We start from the raw sequence: 18,772 nt of genomic DNA on the forward strand, positions 1-18,772 counted from the left end.
ATTGGGATACGTCACAGTTTTGAGTGTGGGCTGGCTTGCCTGCGATGGCCATAGGTATCCACACAATGCTGTTGCGATCAACGGTAACCACGATGCGAAGCGAGCCGCTCTTGCTCTGCTTTTGATTTTGATCTCAGGCGCCCCGTTAAACCACGCTGGCCGAACGCAGGCTTGAATTCGTGGGTAACCCGGCAGGATGCCGGGTTAGCCGCCCCGCGCCATGGATGGCGCGTGGCGGCGGCCCACGGATTCAAGCCTGTGTTCGGGCACACCGAGCCTAGGCGAGGTGCCGAGTGGTGGGGCAAGAGCGTTTTGCTTACTTTTGCGCTTTTCAAAAGTGAGCCGCCGTCAGGGCGGAACCCTAAGTGGCCGTTACCGCAGCAATGGATATGTACACAATCCAACTGTGTTGACTGCCAGGCCGCCTTCGCGAGCAAGCCCGCTCCCACAGTTGGATGGTGGGGTGTCAGGGAGAGAAGTGTCGGCTGGCAGGCCGTTATCGCAGGCAAGCCAGCTCCCACAATTGGATCGGGGGGTGTCAGGGAGAGAAGTGTCGGCTGGCAGGCCGTCATCGCAGGCAAGCCAGCTCCCACATTAGCCCTCCCACACTGGCGCTGTTCCAACCGGAGTCAGCGCACGGCTTCAAAGAGCCCGGTAGCACCCATCCCGCCCCCCACGCACATGGTGACAATCCCATACCGCAGATTGCGCCGTTGCAACTCCCGCACCAGATGCCCCACCTGCCGCGAACCGGTCATGCCAAACGGATGCCCGATGGAAATCGAACCACCGTTGACGTTGTACTTGGCGTTATCAATCTCCAGGCGGTTACGCGCGTAGAGGCACTGAGAAGCAAAAGCCTCATTGAGTTCCCAAAGGTCGATGTCCGCCACCTGCAAGCCCTTGGCCTTGAGCAACTTGGGCACCGAGAACACCGGGCCAATGCCCATTTCATCCGGCTCGCAACCGGCCACGGTAAAGCCCCGGAAAAATGCCTTGGGCTTGAGCCCCAGTGCCAAGGCTTTTTCCAGGCTCATCACCAGGGTCATCGACGCACCGTCGGAAAGCTGCGAGGAATTACCTGCCGTCACCGAGCCATCCTCGGCAAATACCGGCTTCAAGCCGCTGAGGCTGGCCAGGGTGGTGTCCGGGCGGTTGCAGTCATCCCGGTCGACCACGCCATCCAGGATCTGCACCGCGCCAGTATTCTTATCCTCGACCTTGTACTTGACCGCCATCGGCACGATTTCATCATTGAACAAGCCATCAGCCTGGGCCTTTGCGGTGCGCTGCTGGCTTTGCAGCGCGTAAAGGTCCTGGTCTTCGCGGCTGACGTGATAGCGCCGCGCAACGATTTCGGCGGTCTGGCCCATGGGGTAGTAAATGCCCGGCACCTGTTCTTTAAGCAGCGGGTTGATCAGGTTATCGGTGTTGACGCTCTTCATGGTCAGGCTGATGGACTCCACGCCACCGGCAACAATGATGTCGCTGCAGCCCGAAGCGATCTGGTTGGCGGCAATGGCAATCGCTTGCAAGCCCGAGGAACAGAAACGATTGAGGGTCATGCCCGCCGTACCGGTGCCCAGTTGCGAGAGTACCGCCACGTTACGCCCGATGTTATAGCCCTGGGCGCCTTCGTTGGAGCCGGCGCCGACAATGCAATCTTCCACCCTCGCCGGGTCGATGCCGTTGCGGGCCAGCAGCGCATTGACACAATGGGCCGCCATGTCATCGGGACGGGTCTGGTTGAACTTGCCGCGAAAGGATTTGGCCAGGCCGGTTCGCACGCTGTCGACGATCACTACTTCACGCATGGGCTACCTCGATCTTGGGGTTGTGGATCGAGGATAGAGCCATGCCTGGCCGACCGCGATGATCATTCACTGCGTGGATGCAAAAGCATGGAGCCTCTGTAGGAGCGAGCTTGCTCGCGAAAAACTAATAGGCGCCGCGTTCACTCAGGAAGCACGCGTTATCGTTGACGTTTTTCGCGAGCAAGCTCGCTCCTACAGGCTATTTCTTTTTCTTTTTGTCGTGCTTGTCGCTTTTATCAAACGCTTCTTCCAGCGCACGGTTGATGGTGCGCAGCACCTTGACCCGCGCCCAGCGCTTGTCGTTGGCTTCTACCAGGGTCCAGGGCGCCACCTCGGTGCTGGTGCGGTCAACCATGTCGCCCACCGCCGCACGGTAGTCGTCCCACTTGTCGCGGTTGCGCCAGTCGTCTTCGGTAATCTTGAAGCGTTTGAAGGGGATCTCCTCTCGGGCCTGGAAGCGCTCCAGCTGCGTCTCCTTGTCGATAGCCAGCCAGAACTTGACCACGATCACCCCCGCATCGCGTAGCTGCTCTTCAAAGTCATTGATCTCGCCATAGGCACGCATCCAGTCTGCCGGGGTGCAGAAACCTTCGATACGCTCCACCAGCACGCGGCCGTACCAGGAGCGGTCAAACACGGTGAACATGCCGCGCGCCGGGATCTTCTGCCAGAACCGCCATAGATACGGCTGGGCCCGTTCGTCTTCGCTGGGCGCGGCAATCGGCACGATGTGGTACTGACGCGGGTCCAGTGCCGCCGCCACCCGACGGATCGCCCCGCCCTTGCCCGCCGCGTCGTTGCCCTCGAACACACTCACCAGGGCGTGCTTGCGCATGCGTTTGTCGCGCATCAGGCCAGAGAAGCGTGCCTGTTCGGTAATCAGTTGTTCTTCGTAATCGTCCTTGTCCAGGCGCAGGGTCATGTCGAGGCTGTCGAGCAGGCTCTTGCGGTCCACCGAGGCCAGCAACGGCGCCGGGTTCATGCCGCTGGCCTTGACCTTGGCCTGCTTCAGCGCACTTTGCAGCCCATCGAGCAGGATCTTGCCCACGGTCAGCCCACGGTAATGGGGGTCGACGCCTTCGATCACATGCCACGGCGCGTAATCGCGGCTGGTGCGGCGCAGCACCCGCTCACCGAAATGCACGAACTTGTCGTAGGTCTTGGACTGCTGCCAGTCCAATGGGCTGATACGCCAGCTGTGCAGCGGGTCGTCGGCCAGGGCCTTGAGGCGCGCCTTCATCTGTTTTTTGGACAGGTGGAACCAGAACTTGAAGATCAGCGCACCTTCATCGCAGAGCATCTTTTCCAGGCGCTCGGCGCCGGCGATGGCCTGGTCCAGGCGCGCATCCTTGATCTGCCCATGCACGCGGCCTTGCAGCATCTGGCTGTACCAGTTGCCGAAGAAAATGCCCATGCGGCCCTTGGCCGGCAGTTGCCGCCAGTAGCGCCACGCCGGCGGACGCGCCAGTTCTTCGTCGGTCTGCTGGTCGAAGGTGCGCACTTCGATAAGGCGCGGGTCCATCCATTCATTGAGCAGCTTGACGGTTTCACCCTTGCCCGCGCCCTCGATGCCGTTGATCAGGATGATCACCGGGAAGCGCTTCTGCTGTTGCAGCTCGTATTGAACTTCCAGCAAGGCTTCACGCAGGGCCGGCACTTCGGCGTCGTAGGTGTCTTTGTCGATGGCGTGACCGATTTCGGCGGATTCGAACATGGGCAGCTCCGTTTCAAGATGGCTCAAGACTAGCGGATTGGGCCCCGACACGCGCAAGGAAATACAACCCAGCCTTGCCATGGATCAATTCAATGCCTGTTGATCGGCTAGAATGGCCGCCTTGTCTTTGCCCGCTTTCATTTTATGAGTCGCCATGAACCCCATCACCCACGCCCAGCTCGACTGGGATGATCAAGGCCGCCCGCATTCGCGGGTGTTCGACGATGTGTATTTCTCCGACCAGTCGGGCCTGGAAGAAACCCGCTACGTTTTCCTGGAGCAGAACCGCTTGCAGGAACGCTTCGCCGCCTTGCCGGCAGGTGGGCGCCTGGTGATTGGTGAGACTGGCTTCGGCACCGGCTTGAATTTCCTCTGCGCCTGGCAGTTGTTCCAACAGCACGCGGTGGCCGGTGCGCGACTGCACTTTGTCAGCGTGGAAAAATACCCCCTCAGCCATGCCGACCTGCAACGCGCCCTCGCCCTCTGGCCCGAGCTGCAACCCTTGGCCGAGCAACTGCTGGCGCACTACATTGCCATCCACCAGGGCTTCCAACGCCTGGTACTGGACAACGGCCGCGTGACCCTGACCCTGCTGATCGGCGATGCGCTGGAACAATTGCCGCAACTGGACGCCCAAATCGATGCGTGGTTTCTCGACGGGTTCGCTCCGGCGAAAAACCCCGACATGTGGACCGCCGAGCTGTTCGCCCAACTGGCACGCCTGGCGGCTCCAGGTTCGACCATCAGCACCTTCACCAGCACCGGCTGGGTAAGGCGGTTGATCAATGCCGCCGGGTTCAAGATGAAACGCACGCCGGGCATCGGGCATAAATGGGAGATCCTGCGTGGGGAGTTTCTCGGCTGGCCCGAGGACGCTCCCGCGCCAGCCCCACGTAAACCCTGGTTCGCCCGGCCTCCCGCCATCGAGGGTGAACGTCACGCCCTGGTCATCGGCGGCGGCTTGGCCGGCTGTGCGACCGCCGCCAGCCTCGCCGCCCGTGGCTGGCGTGTCAGCCTGCTGGAGCGCCACGCCGGCCTGGCACAGGAAGCTTCGGGCAACCCACAGGGTGTGTTGTACCTCAAGCTTTCGGCCCATGGCACGGCCTTGTCCCAACTGATACTCAGCGGTTTTGGCCACACCCGGCGTCTGCTGGAACACTTGCACCGAGGCGTCGATTGGGACGGCTGTGGCGTGTTGCAACTGGCGTTTGATGCCAAGGAGAGCCAGCGTCAGGCTCAATTGGCACACGCCTTCGCTCCAGACCTGCTGCACCTGCTGGACCGCGAGCAGGCGCAGCAAAAGGCGGGAATCGAACTGGCCCACGGCGGGTTGTTTTTTCCACAGGGCGGTTGGGTGCATCCACCCGCGCTGTGCCAGTGGCAGGCGAAACATCCCCTGATTGAAGTGCTCACCCACCACGAGGCACTGGAACTGCACCGGCTCGACGACCAGTGGCAAGCCCGCGCCGGTGACCGCGTGCTGGCCAGCGCCAGTGTCGTGGTGCTCGCCGGGGCTGCGGAGATCAAGCGTTTTCCCTTCAGTGCTGACGTGCCGCTCAAGCGCATCCGTGGGCAGATCACGCGGCTGGCGCAAACCCCGGCAAGTAAGGCCCTGGCCACTGTCGTCTGTGCCGAGGGCTACGTCGCACCGGCTCGGCTTGGCGAACACACCCTGGGCGCCAGTTTTGACTTCACCAATCAGGACCTCACGCCCACGCCCGCCGAACACCACGGCAACCTGCAGATGCTGGGTGAGATTTCTACCGACCTGCTGCAGCGCCTGGGTGCTGATCGCTTGGCGCCCGAACAGCTGGAGGGGCGTGCCGCGTTTCGTTGTACCAGCCCTGACTATCTGCCCATCGTTGGGCCACTGGCTGACCATGCTGCGTTTGAGCAGGCTTATGCGGTACTGGGCAAAGACGCCCGGCAAGTGCCGCAAACGCCATGCCCGTGGTTGCCGGGGCTCTATCTGAACAGCGGCCATGGCTCGCGCGGCCTGATTACTGCGCCGTTGTGCGGCGAACTGCTGGCTGCTTGGCTGAGTGATGAGCCCCTGCCAGTGCCAACCAGCGTAGCCGAGGCTTGCCATCCCAACCGCTTTGCCCTGCGGGCTCTGGTTCGAGGCCAAGCCGTGCCCCGCAAAGAGACCGATTGATGGCAAAGTGATTAGCGGCCTTATAACTTATCGGTCTAAAACTCCACGCATAGCACTGGGTCAGTTTCTGGGTACGCGCCCTTTTGGGCGTATTGAGTGTTGACCCCTCCCCAACGGAAAAACCGGTAAGGAACTTATGTGTGGATTAGCTGGCGAGTTACGCTTTGATCATCAACCTGCCGACCTGGCAGCCGTAGAACGCATCACCCATCACCTCGCCCCCCGAGGCCCCGACGCCTGGGGTTTTCATGCCCAAGGGCCGATTGCCCTGGGCCACCGCCGCCTGAAAATCATGGACCTGTCGGACGGCTCCGCCCAGCCGATGGTCGACGCCCACCTGGGGCTGTCCCTGGCCTTCAATGGCGCTATCTATAATTTCCCGGAGCTGCGCCAAGAGCTGGAAGCCCTGGGTTACGCCTTCTATTCCGGTGGCGACACCGAAGTGTTGCTCAAGGGTTATCACGCCTGGGGCGAAGCGTTGCTGCCCAAGCTCAACGGCATGTTCGCCTTTGCCATTTGGGAGCGTGATGCCCAGCGCCTGTTCATCGCCCGCGACCGTCTGGGGGTCAAACCTCTGTACCTGTCGCGCACCGGCCAGCGCCTGCGCTTTGCCTCGGCGTTACCCGCGTTGCTCAAGGGCGGTGACATCAACCCGATCCTCGATCCGGTCGCCCTCAACCACTACCTGAATTTCCACGCCGTGGTGCCCGCACCGCGCACGCTGTTGGCCGGCATCGAAAAGCTGCCGCCTGCCAGTTGGATGCGCATCGACGCCAGCGGCAAGACTGAACAGAAAACCTGGTGGACCCTGCCCTACGGCCCCCATGCGGACGAAAAACACCTGACCCTGGAAGACTGGACCGACCGCGTGCTCGACAGCACCCGCGAAGCCGTGGCCATTCGCCAACGTGCGGCGGTGGATGTGGGTGTGTTGCTGTCAGGCGGCGTCGACTCGAGCATGCTCGTCGGCCTGCTGCGCGAAGTGGGCGTGGAGGATTTGTCGACCTTCTCCATCGGCTTTGAAGACGCCGGCGGCGAACGTGGCGATGAGTTCCAGTACTCAGACCTGATCGCCAAACACTACGGCACCCATCACCACCAACTGCGCATCGCCGAAAGCGAGATCATCGAGCAACTGCCGGCAGCCTTCCGCGCCATGAGCGAGCCGATGGTCAGCCATGACTGCATCGCCTTCTACCTGCTGTCGCGGGAAGTGGCCAAGCATTGCAAAGTGGTGCAAAGCGGCCAGGGCGCCGATGAATTGTTCGCCGGTTACCACTGGTACCCACAAGTGGACGGCGCCAGCGACCCGTATGCGGCCTATCGTGAGGCGTTTTTCGACCGCAGCTACGACGACTACGCGGCCACCGTCGCGCCCAAATGGCTGACCGCCAACGACGCTGCGGGCGACTTCGTGCGCGAGCATTTCGCAATGCCGGGCGCCGACGCGGCCGTGGACAAGGCCCTGCGCCTGGACAGCACGGTGATGCTGGTAGATGACCCGGTCAAACGCGTGGACAACATGACCATGGCCTGGGGCCTGGAGGCGCGCACACCGTTCCTCGACTACCGCCTGGTAGAACTCTCGGCCCGGGTACCGGCCAAATTCAAGCTGCCCGACGGTGGTAAACAGGTGCTCAAGGAAGCGGCGCGACGGGTGATCCCCAGCGAAGTCATCGACCGCAAGAAAGGCTACTTCCCCGTGCCCGGCCTCAAGCACCTGCAGGGCGATACCTTGAACTGGGTGCGCGAGTTGCTGCTGGACCCAAGCCAGGACCGCGGGTTGTTCAACCCGGCCATGCTCGACCGCTTGCTCACCGACCCGCAAGGCCAACTGACCCCGCTGCGCGGCTCCAAGCTGTGGCAGCTGGCGGCGCTGAACCTGTGGCTGAGCGAACAAGGAATCTGATCCATGAAACCGAATGCCGCGGCTTACAGCCAACGCTTACTCAAGGGTCAGGCGCCGACCTACGAGCGCCTGCAGGCGCGCCTGGCCGAAGATGGCAGCGCACTGGCCGCCGACCCGATTGCCGTGCATTGCGGCTGGGGCCGGTTGTTGATCGGCCACACCTTTCCCGACCCGGCAAGCCTTGCCCAGGAACTGCTGAACGAGCAGCCCGGCGAGCGCGATATCGCGCTGTACGTGGCCGCGCCCCAGCAAATCCTGGGCATTGACCCGCAGCAACTGTTCCTCGACCCGTCCGACACCCTGCGCCTGTGGTTCACCGACTACCGTCCGGCCACCCGTGTGTTTCGCGGTTTTCGCATTCGCCGGGTGCAGAGCGAGGCCGACTGGCAAGCGGTCAACCACCTGTATCAAGGGCGCGGAATGCTGCCCGTCGACTCGGAGCGCCTTACCCCACGTCATCAAGGCGGCCCGGTGTATTGGCTGGCCGAAGATGAAGACAGCGGCGCAGTGATTGGCAGCGTGATGGGCCTCAACCATCACAAAGCCTTCCACGACCCGGAGAACGGTTGCAGCCTCTGGTGCCTGGCCGTCGACCCGCAATGCACGCGCCCTGGCGTCGGTGAAGTGTTGGTGCGCCACTTGGTGGAGCACTTCATGAGCCGAGGCTTGAGCTACCTGGACTTGTCGGTGCTGCACGACAACCGCCAGGCCAAGAGCCTTTACGCCAAGCTCGGCTTTCGGGCGTTGACCACCTTCGCGATCAAGCGCAAGAACGGTATCAATCAACCGCTGTTTCTGGGCCCGGGGCCGCAGGCGGAGTTCAACCCTTACGCACGCATCATTGTCGAAGAAGCCCACCGGCGCGGCATTGATGTGCAGGTGGACGATGCCGATGCAGGCCTGTTCACCCTCAGCCACGGCGGGCGTCGCGTGCGTTGCCGTGAGTCCCTGAGCGACCTGACCAGCGCCATCAGCATGACCCTGTGCCAGGACAAGAGCCTGACCCACAAGGTGCTCAAGGCGGCAGGCCTGCATGTGCCGGTGCAACAGTTGGCCGGCAGTGCCGACGACAACCTGGAGTTTCTCGACGAACACCAGCGCATCGTGGTCAAGCCGCTGGACGGCGAGCAAGGCCATGGCGTCGCCGTGGATTTGCAGAGCATCGAGGAGGTGCAGCAGGCGATCGAAGCGGCGCGCCAGTTCGACAGCCGCGTGTTGCTGGAAAGCTTCCACGAAGGCTTGGACCTGCGCATCCTGGTGATCGGCTTTGAAGTGGTCGCGGCTGCGATTCGTCGCCCTGCCGAAGTGATCGGCGACGGTCAACATTCGATTCGCGCGTTGATCCAGGCGCAGAGCCGTCGCCGCCAGGCGGCCACCGATGGCGAGAGCAAAATCCCGCTGGATGCAGAAACCGAGCGCACCCTCAAAGCCGCAGGTTACGACTACAACAGCATCCTGCCCCGTGGCGTGCAACTGGCCGTGCGACGCACCGCCAACCTGCACACCGGGGGTTGCCTGGAAGATGTCACGGCGATCCTGCACCCCACGCTGGTGGACGCCGCCGTGCGTGCGGCCCGTGCCCTGGATATCCCTATGGTCGGCCTGGACCTGATGGTGCCTGCGGCCGACCAGCCGGAGTATGTGTTTATCGAAGCCAACGAACGGGCCGGCCTGGCCAACCATGAACCGCAACCCACGGCTGAGAAGTTTGTGGATTTGTTGTTTCCACACAGTCAGCCGGCGACTTGAGTGATGTGTCGCCTGTACCGGCGCCTTCGCGAGCAAGCCCGCTCCCACACTTGAAATGCATTCCCCATGTGGGAGCGGGCTTGCTCGCGAAGAGGCCGGCACAGGCAACGAAGCTCTACCCCTCATCGAAACCATCGATGCCCTCAACTCATCAGGAGTTTCCATGACCCGAACCATTCCCGAACCTGATCTCGCGTACCTGCAAAAAGTGCTGTTGGAAATGCTCGCCATTCCCAGCCCCACCGGCTTTACCGACACCATCGTGCGTTACGTCGCCGAACGCCTGGAAGAACTCGGCATCCCGTTTGAGATGACCCGGCGCGGCACCATTCGCGCCACCCTCAAGGGCCAGAAAAACAGCCCTGACCGTGCTGTCTCCGCGCACCTGGACACCATCGGCGCCGCCGTGCGTGCGATCAAGGACAACGGGCGTCTGACCCTGGCGCCGGTGGGCTGCTGGTCGAGCCGCTTTGCCGAAGGCAGCCGTGTCAGCCTGTTCACCGATAACGGCGTGATTCGCGGCAGCGTGTTGCCGCTGATGGCTTCCGGGCACGCGTTCAACACCGCCGTGGATGAAATGCCGGTGAGCTGGGACCATGTGGAGCTGCGCCTGGACGCCTACTGCGCCACGCGCGCCGACTGCGATTCCCTGGGAATCAGCGTCGGTGACTACGTGGCGTTCGACCCGCTGCCCGAGTTCACCGAAAGCGGGCATATCAGCGCCCGCCACTTGGACGACAAGGCCGGCGTCGCCGCCCTGCTCGCTGCGCTCAAGGCCATCGTCGACAGTGGCCAGCCCTTGCTGATCGACTGCCACCCGCTGTTCACCATCACCGAAGAAACCGGCAGCGGTGCAGCGGCCGCCCTGCCCTGGGATGTGAGTGAGTTTGTCGGCATCGATATCGCCCCGGTCGCCCCCGGCCAGCAGTCCAGCGAACATGCGGTAAGCGTGGCCATGCAGGATTCCGGCGGTCCTTATGACTATCACCTGTCCCGCCACTTGCTGCGCCTGGCCTCGGACAACGACCTGCCGGTGCGCCGCGATCTGTTCCGGTATTACTTCAGCGATGCCCACTCGGCGGTCACCGCCGGCCATGATATTCGCACCGCGTTGCTGGCCTTCGGTTGTGACGCCACCCATGGCTACGAACGTACCCATATCGACAGCCTGGCCGCCCTTAGCCGCTTGTTGGGCGCTTACATCCTCAGCCCGCCGGTGTTTGCCAGCGATGCGCAACCGGCCCAGGGTTCACTGGATCGGTTCAGCCATCAGATCGAGCATGAAACGCAAATGGAGAGCGACACCCGCGTGCCGTCGGTAGACAGCCTGGTCGGCCAGAAGTCCTGACGCGGTGAGTGGATACTGGCAACAAAGGTCCCGGCGCAGTAGCATCGCCGGGACCTGACACCTGAGGCTTGTATGCTGATTCCCTACGATGCACTTGAAGTCGACACCCTGACCCGCCTCATCGAAGACTTCGTCACCCGCGACGGCACCGACAATGGCGACGACACGCCCCTGGAAACCCGCGTGCTGCGCGTGCGCCAGGCGCTGACCAAAGGCCAGGCGCTGATCGTCTTCGACCCCGAGAGCGAGCAATGCCAGTTGATGCTCAAGCACGATGTGCCCAAGCACCTGTTCGACTGAACAGCGGCGCCTAAGGGTTGGGCGCCGGCACGGGATGGGTAGCTTGGCCCTCGCCTTTGAGTATCTTGCGGTACACCTCGGCGCGGTACACGTTGACGCCCACCGGCGCCTCGATGCCGAATTTCACATGAGTACCGTTCACTTCCAGGATATGCACGGTGATGTCATCGCCAATGGCGATGGCTTCGCCTGTGGCACGGCTTAAGACCAGCATGGCGGTTGTCCTTTTCCAGTAGCAGGACCCCGACCATGCCCCCTTGGCGCTGGGCCGGCAATGGCTTGCGGGAAAATCAGGCACTGCCTACGCAGGCAGGTAATTTGTCTGACAGACCGCAGCCGAATCAGCCCTTCACGGCCTGCGCCTTGGCGCGCATCTTGTCGGCCATCAGTGTCATTTCGTCATACAGCAGTTGCGGATTTTTCTGTTTCAACGCCCAAGCCATGCGGCCTTGCTCGTGGGGCAGGATCATGAACTCGCCTGCGGCCACGCGCTGGTAAATGTAGTCGGCGATATCCGCCGCCGAGATGGGCGAACTCTCAAGCAGTTTGCCCACCTGGGCCTTCATGGCTGGGGTTGGCCCACGGAAGGAGTCGAGCAGGTTGGTCTGGAAAAACGACGGGCACACCACATGAACGCCCACTTCCTGTTGCTTGAGCTCCACCAGCAGGCTCTCGGACAACGCCACCACGCCCGCCTTGGCCACGTTGTAGTTGCTCATGGCCGGGCCTTGCATCAGCGCGGCCATTGAGGCGATGTTGATGATGCGCCCCTTGCTCTTCTCAAGCAGCGGCAGGAACGCCTTGCAGCCTTTGACCACGCCCATCAGGTTGATTGCGATCTGCCAGTCCCAATCCTCCAGGGACAATTCAGCGAAGAACCCACCCGAGGCCACGCCGGCGTTGTTGACGATCACATCGATGCCGCCGAGCTTTACTTCACAGGCCTGGGCAAAGGCCGTGAGTTGGCTGTAGTCACGCACGTCACAACGCTGGGTAAAACCATCGCCGCCCGCCTCGCGAACCTGCTTGAGGGTTTCCTGCAAACCAGGCTCGCTCACATCGGACAACGCCAACTGCCAGCCTTCACGGGCCCAGCGCAGAGCGATTTCGCGACCCAGGCCAGACCCGGCGCCAGTGATCATCATGCGGTTTTGCATAGGAGGTAGCCTTGTGGTTCACGAAGAAGTGACCGGCAGTGTAGCGAAGGTTTTTGCTCCACCCACGCACCATCAGGGTGATGAATGCCCCAGGCAAACCGCGGGCTCGGTCACAGCTGCGCGCATAGACTAAGTTCAATTTTTTTCAACTAATTAGTTCACGTTGCGTACGCGTTAAAAGAAATAAGCGACGCATCAAAATGTTTTATAAAAACAATGAATTTTCTACGAAGCGGCAGAGTCGGAATGGGTAAGGCGTCCCACTGTACATGGACGAACCAACGGTTAAACAGCCGGTTTTTGCAAAGAACCTATAAGGAATAAAACCATGAGCCTCATTCTGATTATTATCCTGATCCTCCTGCTGGTCGGTGGCCTGCCAGTGTTCCCACACTCGCGTAACTGGGGTTATGGACCGTCGGGTATCCTGGGTGTGGTACTGGTTGTTCTGCTGGTGTTGTTGTTGCTCGGCAAGATATAACGCCGCGGTTTTGTAGGAGCGAGCTTGCTCGCGAAACACTTGCAGGCGTCGCGTTTATTCAAGACGCGCGCGTTAGCGTTGAGGTTCTTCGCGAGCACGCTCGCTCCTACAATTGAGAAGCAAAAAAAAGAGGCCCTCTAGAAGGCCTCTTTTTTATTGCCGGTCAGTTAGTCCGGCTTACCGTCCACCACACCTGCGGTGTTATCCAGCAGGCTCTTGGTCGCGGTTTGCAGGAACGACTCGAGTTTCTGCTTGAGTGCAGCTTCATCCGGCGACTCTGGAATCACCTTGCCAGTCGGCTCGGCGCCCAGCGTGTATTCCCACAACTTGGGTGGCATTTCCTTGGGCAATACCAGTACGCGGTCACCGGTGAGCAAGGCCACGGTCTGGTCGCTGCCCGAGGGCTTGATCACGCCGAAACCTTTATCACCTTCCGGCAGGTTCAGCAGGTCACGGCCCCAGCACTGGTGCAAGGTGTCGCCGCCCAGGCGGCCCATGATGGTGGGCACGATGTCGATCTGGGTGCCCACGGTGTGGTCACGCTCACCGAACTTCTCGCGCATGCCCGGTGCAATCATCAGCATCGGCACGTTGAAGCGGCCCAGGTCCATCTCGGTGATCTGCTGCTCGTTGCCGAAACCGTGGTCACCGACGATCACGAACAGGGTTTCCTTGAAGTACGGCTCCTTGCGGGCCTTTTCAAAGAACTGGCCCAGGGCCCAGTCGGAGTAGCGCATGGCCGTCAAATGCTCGTTGAGGCTGCCACGGTCGGTGACTTTCTCGACCGGCAATGGGGTCGGCAACGCGTACGGCGTGTGGTTGGACAGGGTTTGCAGCAGTGCGTAGAACGGCTTGCCGCCTTCGCGTGCCTTCAGTTCTTCCAGGCCACGGTTGAACATGTCCTGGTCGGACACGCCCCACGTCGGGTCGGAGAACACCGGGTTGACGAAGTCATTGCGGCCGATGAAGTTGGTCATGCCCTGGTTGCTGAAGAAGCCCGACTGGTTGTCCCAGGCGAAATCGCCGTTGTAGACATACACATCGTCGAAATCACGCGCACTGAGCAACTGCGGCAGGCCCGACAGCTTATGGCTGCCTTCCGGGGTCTGCATCAGGTATTCGAAACCCGGCAGGTTCGGGAAGCAGGCCATGGTGGCGAACATACCCTGGTGGGTGTGGGTGCCGTTGGAGAAGAAGCGGTCGAACAGCAGGCCCTCTTGGGTCAGCTTGTCGAAGTACGGGGTGATATTGCCCGGACGGCCCAATGCGCCCACCGAGTGACCGGCGAAGCTTTCCATCAGGATGACCACGACGTTCTTGATCGGCAGGGTTTTCTCGGCCGGTGGCGTGAAGTCACGGCGCACGGCAGCGGTGTCGGTGTCTACCAGCTTCTCTTGCGGCAGCACCAGCATGTCGCGCACAGTCTGGGTGGCCAGCGGTTGTTCCAGAGTGGCCTTCCAGATGTTGGCGCGGTCTTCACCAAAGCGCGCCTTGGCCGCCGCGATCAGCGACAAGGTGCCATTGAGGCCCAACTGGTTGGCGAAGTTCGAATCGGTGGTGTAGACGTCACCCCAACGCAGCGGTGGCCCCTGGCGCAGGGTGCCACGGATGGCGACCACGGCAACCAGCACGCAGACCATGAACACTGCGATGCGGCTGTACCACGGCGCCACCTGGCGCGTGCTGATCGTGCCGCCGCTGAACGGGCCCCGTGGGCGCGTTGCGCGGTCAGCGCCCTTGAAGGCCATGCTCAGGATCAGCGTGCCCACGGCCCAGGCCAGCAGGTAGCGCACCACCGGGAAACCGTACCAGAGCATGCTCATCACGGTTTTGGGGTCTTCCTTCACATACTGGAAGACCAGGCCGTTGAGGCGCTGGTGGAACTCGCGATAGAAGTCCATCTCCATCAGGCCCAGGAACAAGGCGATGCTGGACGCTACGGTCAGCCACAAACGGAAGAACCCGCGCGCCGCCATGGCCCGCACGCTGAACAGCGCCAGCAACAGCGGAATCAGCAGGTACATTACCAGGCGAATGTCCAGGCGCAGGCCGTTGGCGAACGCTTCAAGGAACGTCGAGGCCGGCGTGTCCAGGATCATCTCGCGGTTGTAGACCAGCAACGCCAGGCGCAGCAGGGAAAACATCACCATCATGACCAGTGCGCAGAGCAGCGTGTACGCCAGATGGGATTTGACGGTCGGTTGCAGCAGGCGATTTGAAGCTCGCTGCTGATTCAGGGCGTCCGGGTTTGCCATGTCGTTTTAGGACCCATTGGAAGTTTAAGTTGCGAAATAATGCAGTGGCGTCCGTCCCTCGCCCAGGCTGGCTGGGGTAGGCGGTTAACGCGGTGGCACAAATGGTGCCCGATCAAGGCCGGCAAGGCTATTAATTACTGAACGTAGGGCACGGCCCTGCCTTTAAGGGCACTGGAGATAGAGCCCTGGCAGCCGGTTAAAGCCGGCGAATTGTCTTGGATGGGATGTGAAAATTTCGTGCGGCGAATAGTTTCGACACACAAATCTAATTAATGCTGTGCCCCACACCTGTGGGAGCTGGCTTGCCTGCGATTGCGGTGTGTCAACCGAAACAATGCAAGCTGACCCACCGCTATCGCAGGCAAGCCAGCTCCCACATTGACTGTGCCCACCGCAAATCGAGCAGGTCGTCAGATCCGCACGTTACCGCGCGGCCCGGCGATAGCCCAGATGATCAGGCCCAGCACTGGCAACAGCAGGATCAACAGAATCCACAGCACTTTGGCACCGGTGCTGGCGCCGCTTTTGAACACGTTGATGATCGCCCAGATGTCCAGCGCGAGGATGATCAGGCCAATCAGGCTATTAAACGTGGAACCCATGGTGTCGCTCCTAAAGTGAGGGCATGCCCTTGTAGGATAGTCAGCCTTGGCGCGGGTTCCGTTTTATTTCAGACGTGTACGGCAATCTTCAAGGCTTCAAGCGAGGGCTCGGCCTTGATGCCGACTTCGGCACACAGTTCCAGCACTCGCGCCAGGTCGTTGCCGAACACCAGCACCGCCTGGATCTCGTCGTCCAGCAACTGGCTGAAGTTCACCAGCACATAACCGCCGTCTTCCGGGCTCAGGGCGCTCATCTGGATCTGGATGCGGTTGAGCGCGGTCAGGTCTTCGGTCTTGGCCAGTTGCTTGGGCTTGAGGTTGAACGCCACACCCGGACCGAACGACGCAACGATCTGGGCAAACAGGTCGCCATAGGTATCAGCCTGGAACAACACCGTGTCCGGCAAGCTACCGACCACCACCCACTCTCCCAGTGGGATAGGGAAGCTGTCGTCGTAGTTGATATCCGGGTTGGCCGCCAGGAACGCCGCCGGGTCCGCATAGGCCTGGGCCGCTTCGTCGGCGATACGCGCTACTTCGTCCTCACCCATGACGCCGGCGCTGATTTTGCTGATGAGTTCGACGAGGGCGGTTTTCATGGGGCGATCCTGTAACGGGCAAGTTTTGAAGGGCGCGTAGCCTACACCAGTTTCTGCAACTTCGCCGCCGTATCCACCGCACCCATGGTCTGCGCCGCAGCCAGCGCCGTCGCGCCCTGTGCATCAGTGGCCTTGGGGTTTGCGCCTTTACCGAGCAGGTAATCAACCATCTCAACGCGGTTGAACATCGCCGCCATCATCAACGCCGTACGCCCATCCGAGGAGGCCGCCTCAACCGGCGTGCCGCCTTCGATCAACGCCTGGACCACCGGCAGGTTGCCTTTGAACGCCGCACCGGCAATCGGCAACTGGTTCTTGTCGTTGGCGATCAGGGGGTCGGCCTTGAACTCCAGCAGCACTTTGACCGCCTCGGCATGGCCGTGGTAAGCCGCGAGCATCAACAAGGTGTCACCATTATGATTACGAAAATTGGCCGGCAGGCCTTTGGCCAACAGTGCGGCAAGCATGGCGGCGTCGCCGCGACGGGCCACGTCGAAGACTTGCTCGGCAAATTCGGCGGCTTCGTCTTCGGTCATTTGTTTAGGCTGTTCTGACATGGGGGCTCCTTGCTGAGGCGACTGATATAACTGTTTAAGGCGCCCAGTGTCGCGAGGGAGTTCCCCGGTGTCATGGCTTTTTTGTCAAAAGCCGCCATAGCCAGAATCAATAACGGAAGTGGCCGCCCTGAATCTGCGCCAGCAATTGCCCGGTCACCGGCACATAGCTGTCCGAACCCGGCAACCAGGCGTAGACCGGGTCATTGTCAGCCTTGTCCGGGTCGAACCCTTGTTCCTTGAGCTGCACTTTCTGGTACTTGAACGTGCCGGTGGTTTCCATCTTCACCTTGATCCGCAAAAACAGTGGCACCGCATAAGGGGGCAACTGGCCGTGGGCGAATTGCAGCAGTTCGCGCATGTCCAGGCTGGCCAGGGATTCGCTGGGGGTGATGGCGACCATGCCGGCGCGGCCATTGGTGTTGTCGATCTCGACGCCATAGGCCACCACTTCAGCGATCTGCGGGTGTTGCAGCAGGACATTTTCCACTTCGGTGGTCGAGACGTTTTCGCCCTTCCAGCGATAGGTATCCCCCAGGCGATCGACAAATTGCGCATGGCCGAAACCGATACTGCGCACCAGGTCGCCGGTGTTGAAATAGCGGTCGCCTTTTTCGAACACGTCCGTTAGTACCACCTTGCGGTTCTTTTCCGGGTCGGTGTAACCGTCGAAGGGCGACTTTTCATCAATGCGCGCCAGTAACAGGCCCTGCCCGCCGGTGGGCACCTTGACCATCAACCCATTGCTGCCGCGCAGGGGTTCGCCAGTGTCATGGGCGTAATCCACCAGCGCCCAATGCTGCAGGCAAAAGCCGATGGTATTGTCAAAGTTCAGCACGTTGGTAAAACCGATATTGCCGTCGCTGGCGGCATACAGCTCGCAGATATGCGCCACACCATAGCGCTGCTTGAACTGCGCCCACACACCGGGGCGCAAGCCGTTGCCGACCATCTTGGTCACGTGGTTATCGCGATCCTGCGCACTGGCAGGCTGGTCGAGCAGATAGCGGCACAGCTCACCGACATAACCCAGGGTGGTCGCCTTGAACTTGCGCGCGTCATCCCAGAACTGGCTGGCGCTGAATTTGCGTCGAATGGCAAAGCCCGATGCGCCGATAATCGCCGACCCCCAGCACACGCACAAGCCAGTGGCGTGGTACAGCGGCAAGGTGCAATAGAGGACGTCCTGCGGGCCCATGTCCAGGGCGATACTGCCGAAGCTCACGGCGGTTTTGGTCCAGCGCCCGTGCTTCATGATGCCGGCCTTGGGCAAGCCGGTGGTGCCGGAGGTGTAGATATAGAAGCAGGGGTCATTGAAGAACACCTGCGCGGAACTCGCCGGGTTGTCCACCGGGCTTTCGGCGCTGGCGGCCATCAGGTCGATATAGCCATCGGGCACTGCACTGCCGGGTTGATCGGCCACGAACCAGGTGCGCTCGGCCGGGATCTGCACTTGTTCGCGCACTGCTGCGTAAGGGCTCAGCAATTCGGCACCGACCACGATGGCAACCGGGTTGACCAGGGTCAGGCTGTGCACCAGCGCCCCTTGAGTTTGCGCCGTGTTGAGCATGGCGCAGATGCCGCCCAGCTTGGCCACGGCCAGTACATTGAGCAGCAACTCGGGGCGATTCTCGATAAACAGCGCCACCACGTCCCCCTTGCCGATGCCCTGGGCTTGCAGGTGGTGGGCAAGACGGTTGGCGCGCTGATTGGCGTCGCGGTAGCTGATCACGCTGTCCGCATACAGCAGGGCAGTACCGTCAGGGTTGCGCAAGGTGGCTTGTTCGAAATGCCAGCCCAGGCCGCAGGGTTGGCTGGGGTCGGTGACGTTGGCCGCGCGCATGCCGCGCACCACGCGTGGGAGGGCCCGAACGATGGCAGGCAACTTTCGCAGCATCATGCTCCAGGTGATCATGTCGTTTTGCTGGTGAGTCATGGCGGGACGTCCCTTTTCTTATTCTTGGTCGGGTCCAGGTACATCGACTGGTGTAGCGGAAAGTACGTCAGCGGTTCTTTGGCTGTACATGCGGGATTTGAAAAGTTTTGTATCCCGTGGCGGCCGGCCGATGCTTATCTCCCTGCTGCCCCGCGCTCCAACTGTGGGAGCTGGCTTGCCTGCGATGACGGCCTACCAG

At 61.4% G+C, this 18,772-nt stretch carries 15 protein-coding genes; 6 read left to right on the forward strand and 9 right to left on the reverse strand.

Annotated features, from left to right (window positions below; translation table 11 throughout):
* Nucleotides 1-629: 629 nt before the first annotated feature.
* Both N2A98_RS18040 and pap read right to left on the reverse strand, forming a co-directional pair.
* The gene (locus N2A98_RS18040) at nt 630-1,814 is read right to left on the reverse strand and encodes a thiolase family protein (protein ID WP_275622458.1); all 1,185 of its coding nucleotides are present in this window, start codon (nt 1,812-1,814) and stop codon (nt 630-632) included.
* Between the two features lie 199 nt (nt 1,815-2,013).
* Nucleotides 2,014-3,528, reverse strand: a complete 1,515-nt coding sequence (gene pap, locus N2A98_RS18045) for a polyphosphate:AMP phosphotransferase (RefSeq protein WP_032896033.1) — start codon at nt 3,526-3,528, stop codon at nt 2,014-2,016.
* Between the two features lie 154 nt (nt 3,529-3,682).
* On the opposite strand from pap, the gene mnmC reads away from it, so the two are divergent.
* The 5 genes from mnmC (at nt 3,683) to N2A98_RS18070 (ending at nt 10,989) form a co-directional block, all read left to right on the forward strand.
* Complete coding sequence (mnmC, locus tag N2A98_RS18050) at nt 3,683-5,683, forward strand: bifunctional tRNA (5-methylaminomethyl-2-thiouridine)(34)-methyltransferase MnmD/FAD-dependent 5-carboxymethylaminomethyl-2-thiouridine(34) oxidoreductase MnmC (protein WP_275622459.1); 2,001 nt, start codon at nt 3,683-3,685, stop codon at nt 5,681-5,683.
* Between the two features lie 136 nt (nt 5,684-5,819).
* Nucleotides 5,820-7,592: an N-acetylglutaminylglutamine amidotransferase gene (locus tag N2A98_RS18055; RefSeq protein ID WP_044274889.1), complete on the forward strand. Its 1,773-nt coding sequence runs from the start codon at nt 5,820-5,822 to the stop codon at nt 7,590-7,592.
* A 3-nt stretch (nt 7,593-7,595) separates the two neighbouring features.
* Nucleotides 7,596-9,341 (forward strand): N-acetylglutaminylglutamine synthetase, encoded by a 1,746-nt coding sequence (gene ngg / locus N2A98_RS18060; RefSeq protein ID WP_044274890.1) that lies wholly within the window; start codon nt 7,596-7,598, stop codon nt 9,339-9,341.
* 163 nt (nt 9,342-9,504) lie between these two features.
* Nucleotides 9,505-10,689, forward strand: coding sequence for an osmoprotectant NAGGN system M42 family peptidase (locus N2A98_RS18065; RefSeq protein ID WP_032896028.1), 1,185 nt, complete (start codon nt 9,505-9,507; stop codon nt 10,687-10,689).
* A 72-nt stretch (nt 10,690-10,761) separates the two neighbouring features.
* Nucleotides 10,762-10,989: a YheU family protein gene (locus N2A98_RS18070; RefSeq protein WP_003192759.1), complete on the forward strand. Its 228-nt coding sequence runs from the start codon at nt 10,762-10,764 to the stop codon at nt 10,987-10,989.
* Between the two features lie 10 nt (nt 10,990-10,999).
* Here the strand turns inward: N2A98_RS18070 and csrA are convergent, their stop codons facing one another.
* A complete protein-coding gene (csrA, locus tag N2A98_RS18075; RefSeq protein ID WP_003192762.1) occupies nt 11,000-11,203 on the reverse strand; it encodes a carbon storage regulator CsrA in 204 nt (67 codons plus the stop codon).
* A 127-nt stretch (nt 11,204-11,330) separates the two neighbouring features.
* Nucleotides 11,331-12,146, reverse strand: coding sequence for an SDR family oxidoreductase (locus N2A98_RS18080; protein WP_047711466.1), 816 nt, complete (start codon nt 12,144-12,146; stop codon nt 11,331-11,333).
* 328 nt (nt 12,147-12,474) lie between these two features.
* Here N2A98_RS18080 and N2A98_RS18085 point away from each other — a divergent pair, with 328 nt between their 5' ends.
* On the forward strand, nt 12,475-12,627 hold the full coding sequence (locus tag N2A98_RS18085; protein ID WP_003192767.1) for a DUF3309 family protein: 153 nt from the start codon (nt 12,475-12,477) through the stop codon (nt 12,625-12,627).
* A 167-nt stretch (nt 12,628-12,794) separates the two neighbouring features.
* Here N2A98_RS18085 and N2A98_RS18090 read toward each other — a convergent pair whose 3' ends face one another.
* The 5 genes from N2A98_RS18090 to N2A98_RS18110 form a co-directional block, all read right to left on the reverse strand.
* The gene (locus N2A98_RS18090) at nt 12,795-14,882 is read right to left on the reverse strand and encodes an LTA synthase family protein (protein ID WP_044274896.1); all 2,088 of its coding nucleotides are present in this window, start codon (nt 14,880-14,882) and stop codon (nt 12,795-12,797) included.
* A gap of 410 nt (nt 14,883-15,292) precedes the next feature.
* Nucleotides 15,293-15,484, reverse strand: a complete 192-nt coding sequence (locus tag N2A98_RS18095) for a PLDc N-terminal domain-containing protein (RefSeq protein WP_003192770.1) — start codon at nt 15,482-15,484, stop codon at nt 15,293-15,295.
* 68 nt (nt 15,485-15,552) lie between these two features.
* The gene (locus N2A98_RS18100; RefSeq protein ID WP_044274897.1) at nt 15,553-16,083 is read right to left on the reverse strand and encodes a hypothetical protein; all 531 of its coding nucleotides are present in this window, start codon (nt 16,081-16,083) and stop codon (nt 15,553-15,555) included.
* A gap of 41 nt (nt 16,084-16,124) precedes the next feature.
* On the reverse strand, nt 16,125-16,640 hold the full coding sequence (locus N2A98_RS18105; protein WP_044274899.1) for an ankyrin repeat domain-containing protein: 516 nt from the start codon (nt 16,638-16,640) through the stop codon (nt 16,125-16,127).
* Nucleotides 16,641-16,746: 106 nt separating this feature from the next.
* A complete protein-coding gene (locus N2A98_RS18110) occupies nt 16,747-18,573 on the reverse strand; it encodes a long-chain-acyl-CoA synthetase (RefSeq protein ID WP_275622460.1) in 1,827 nt (608 codons plus the stop codon).
* Nucleotides 18,574-18,772: the final 199 nt, after the last annotated feature.

Source organism: Pseudomonas sp. FJ2-5-13, from assembly GCF_029201605.1.
GTDB classification, from domain to species: Bacteria; Pseudomonadota; Gammaproteobacteria; order Pseudomonadales; family Pseudomonadaceae; genus Aquipseudomonas; species Aquipseudomonas lactis.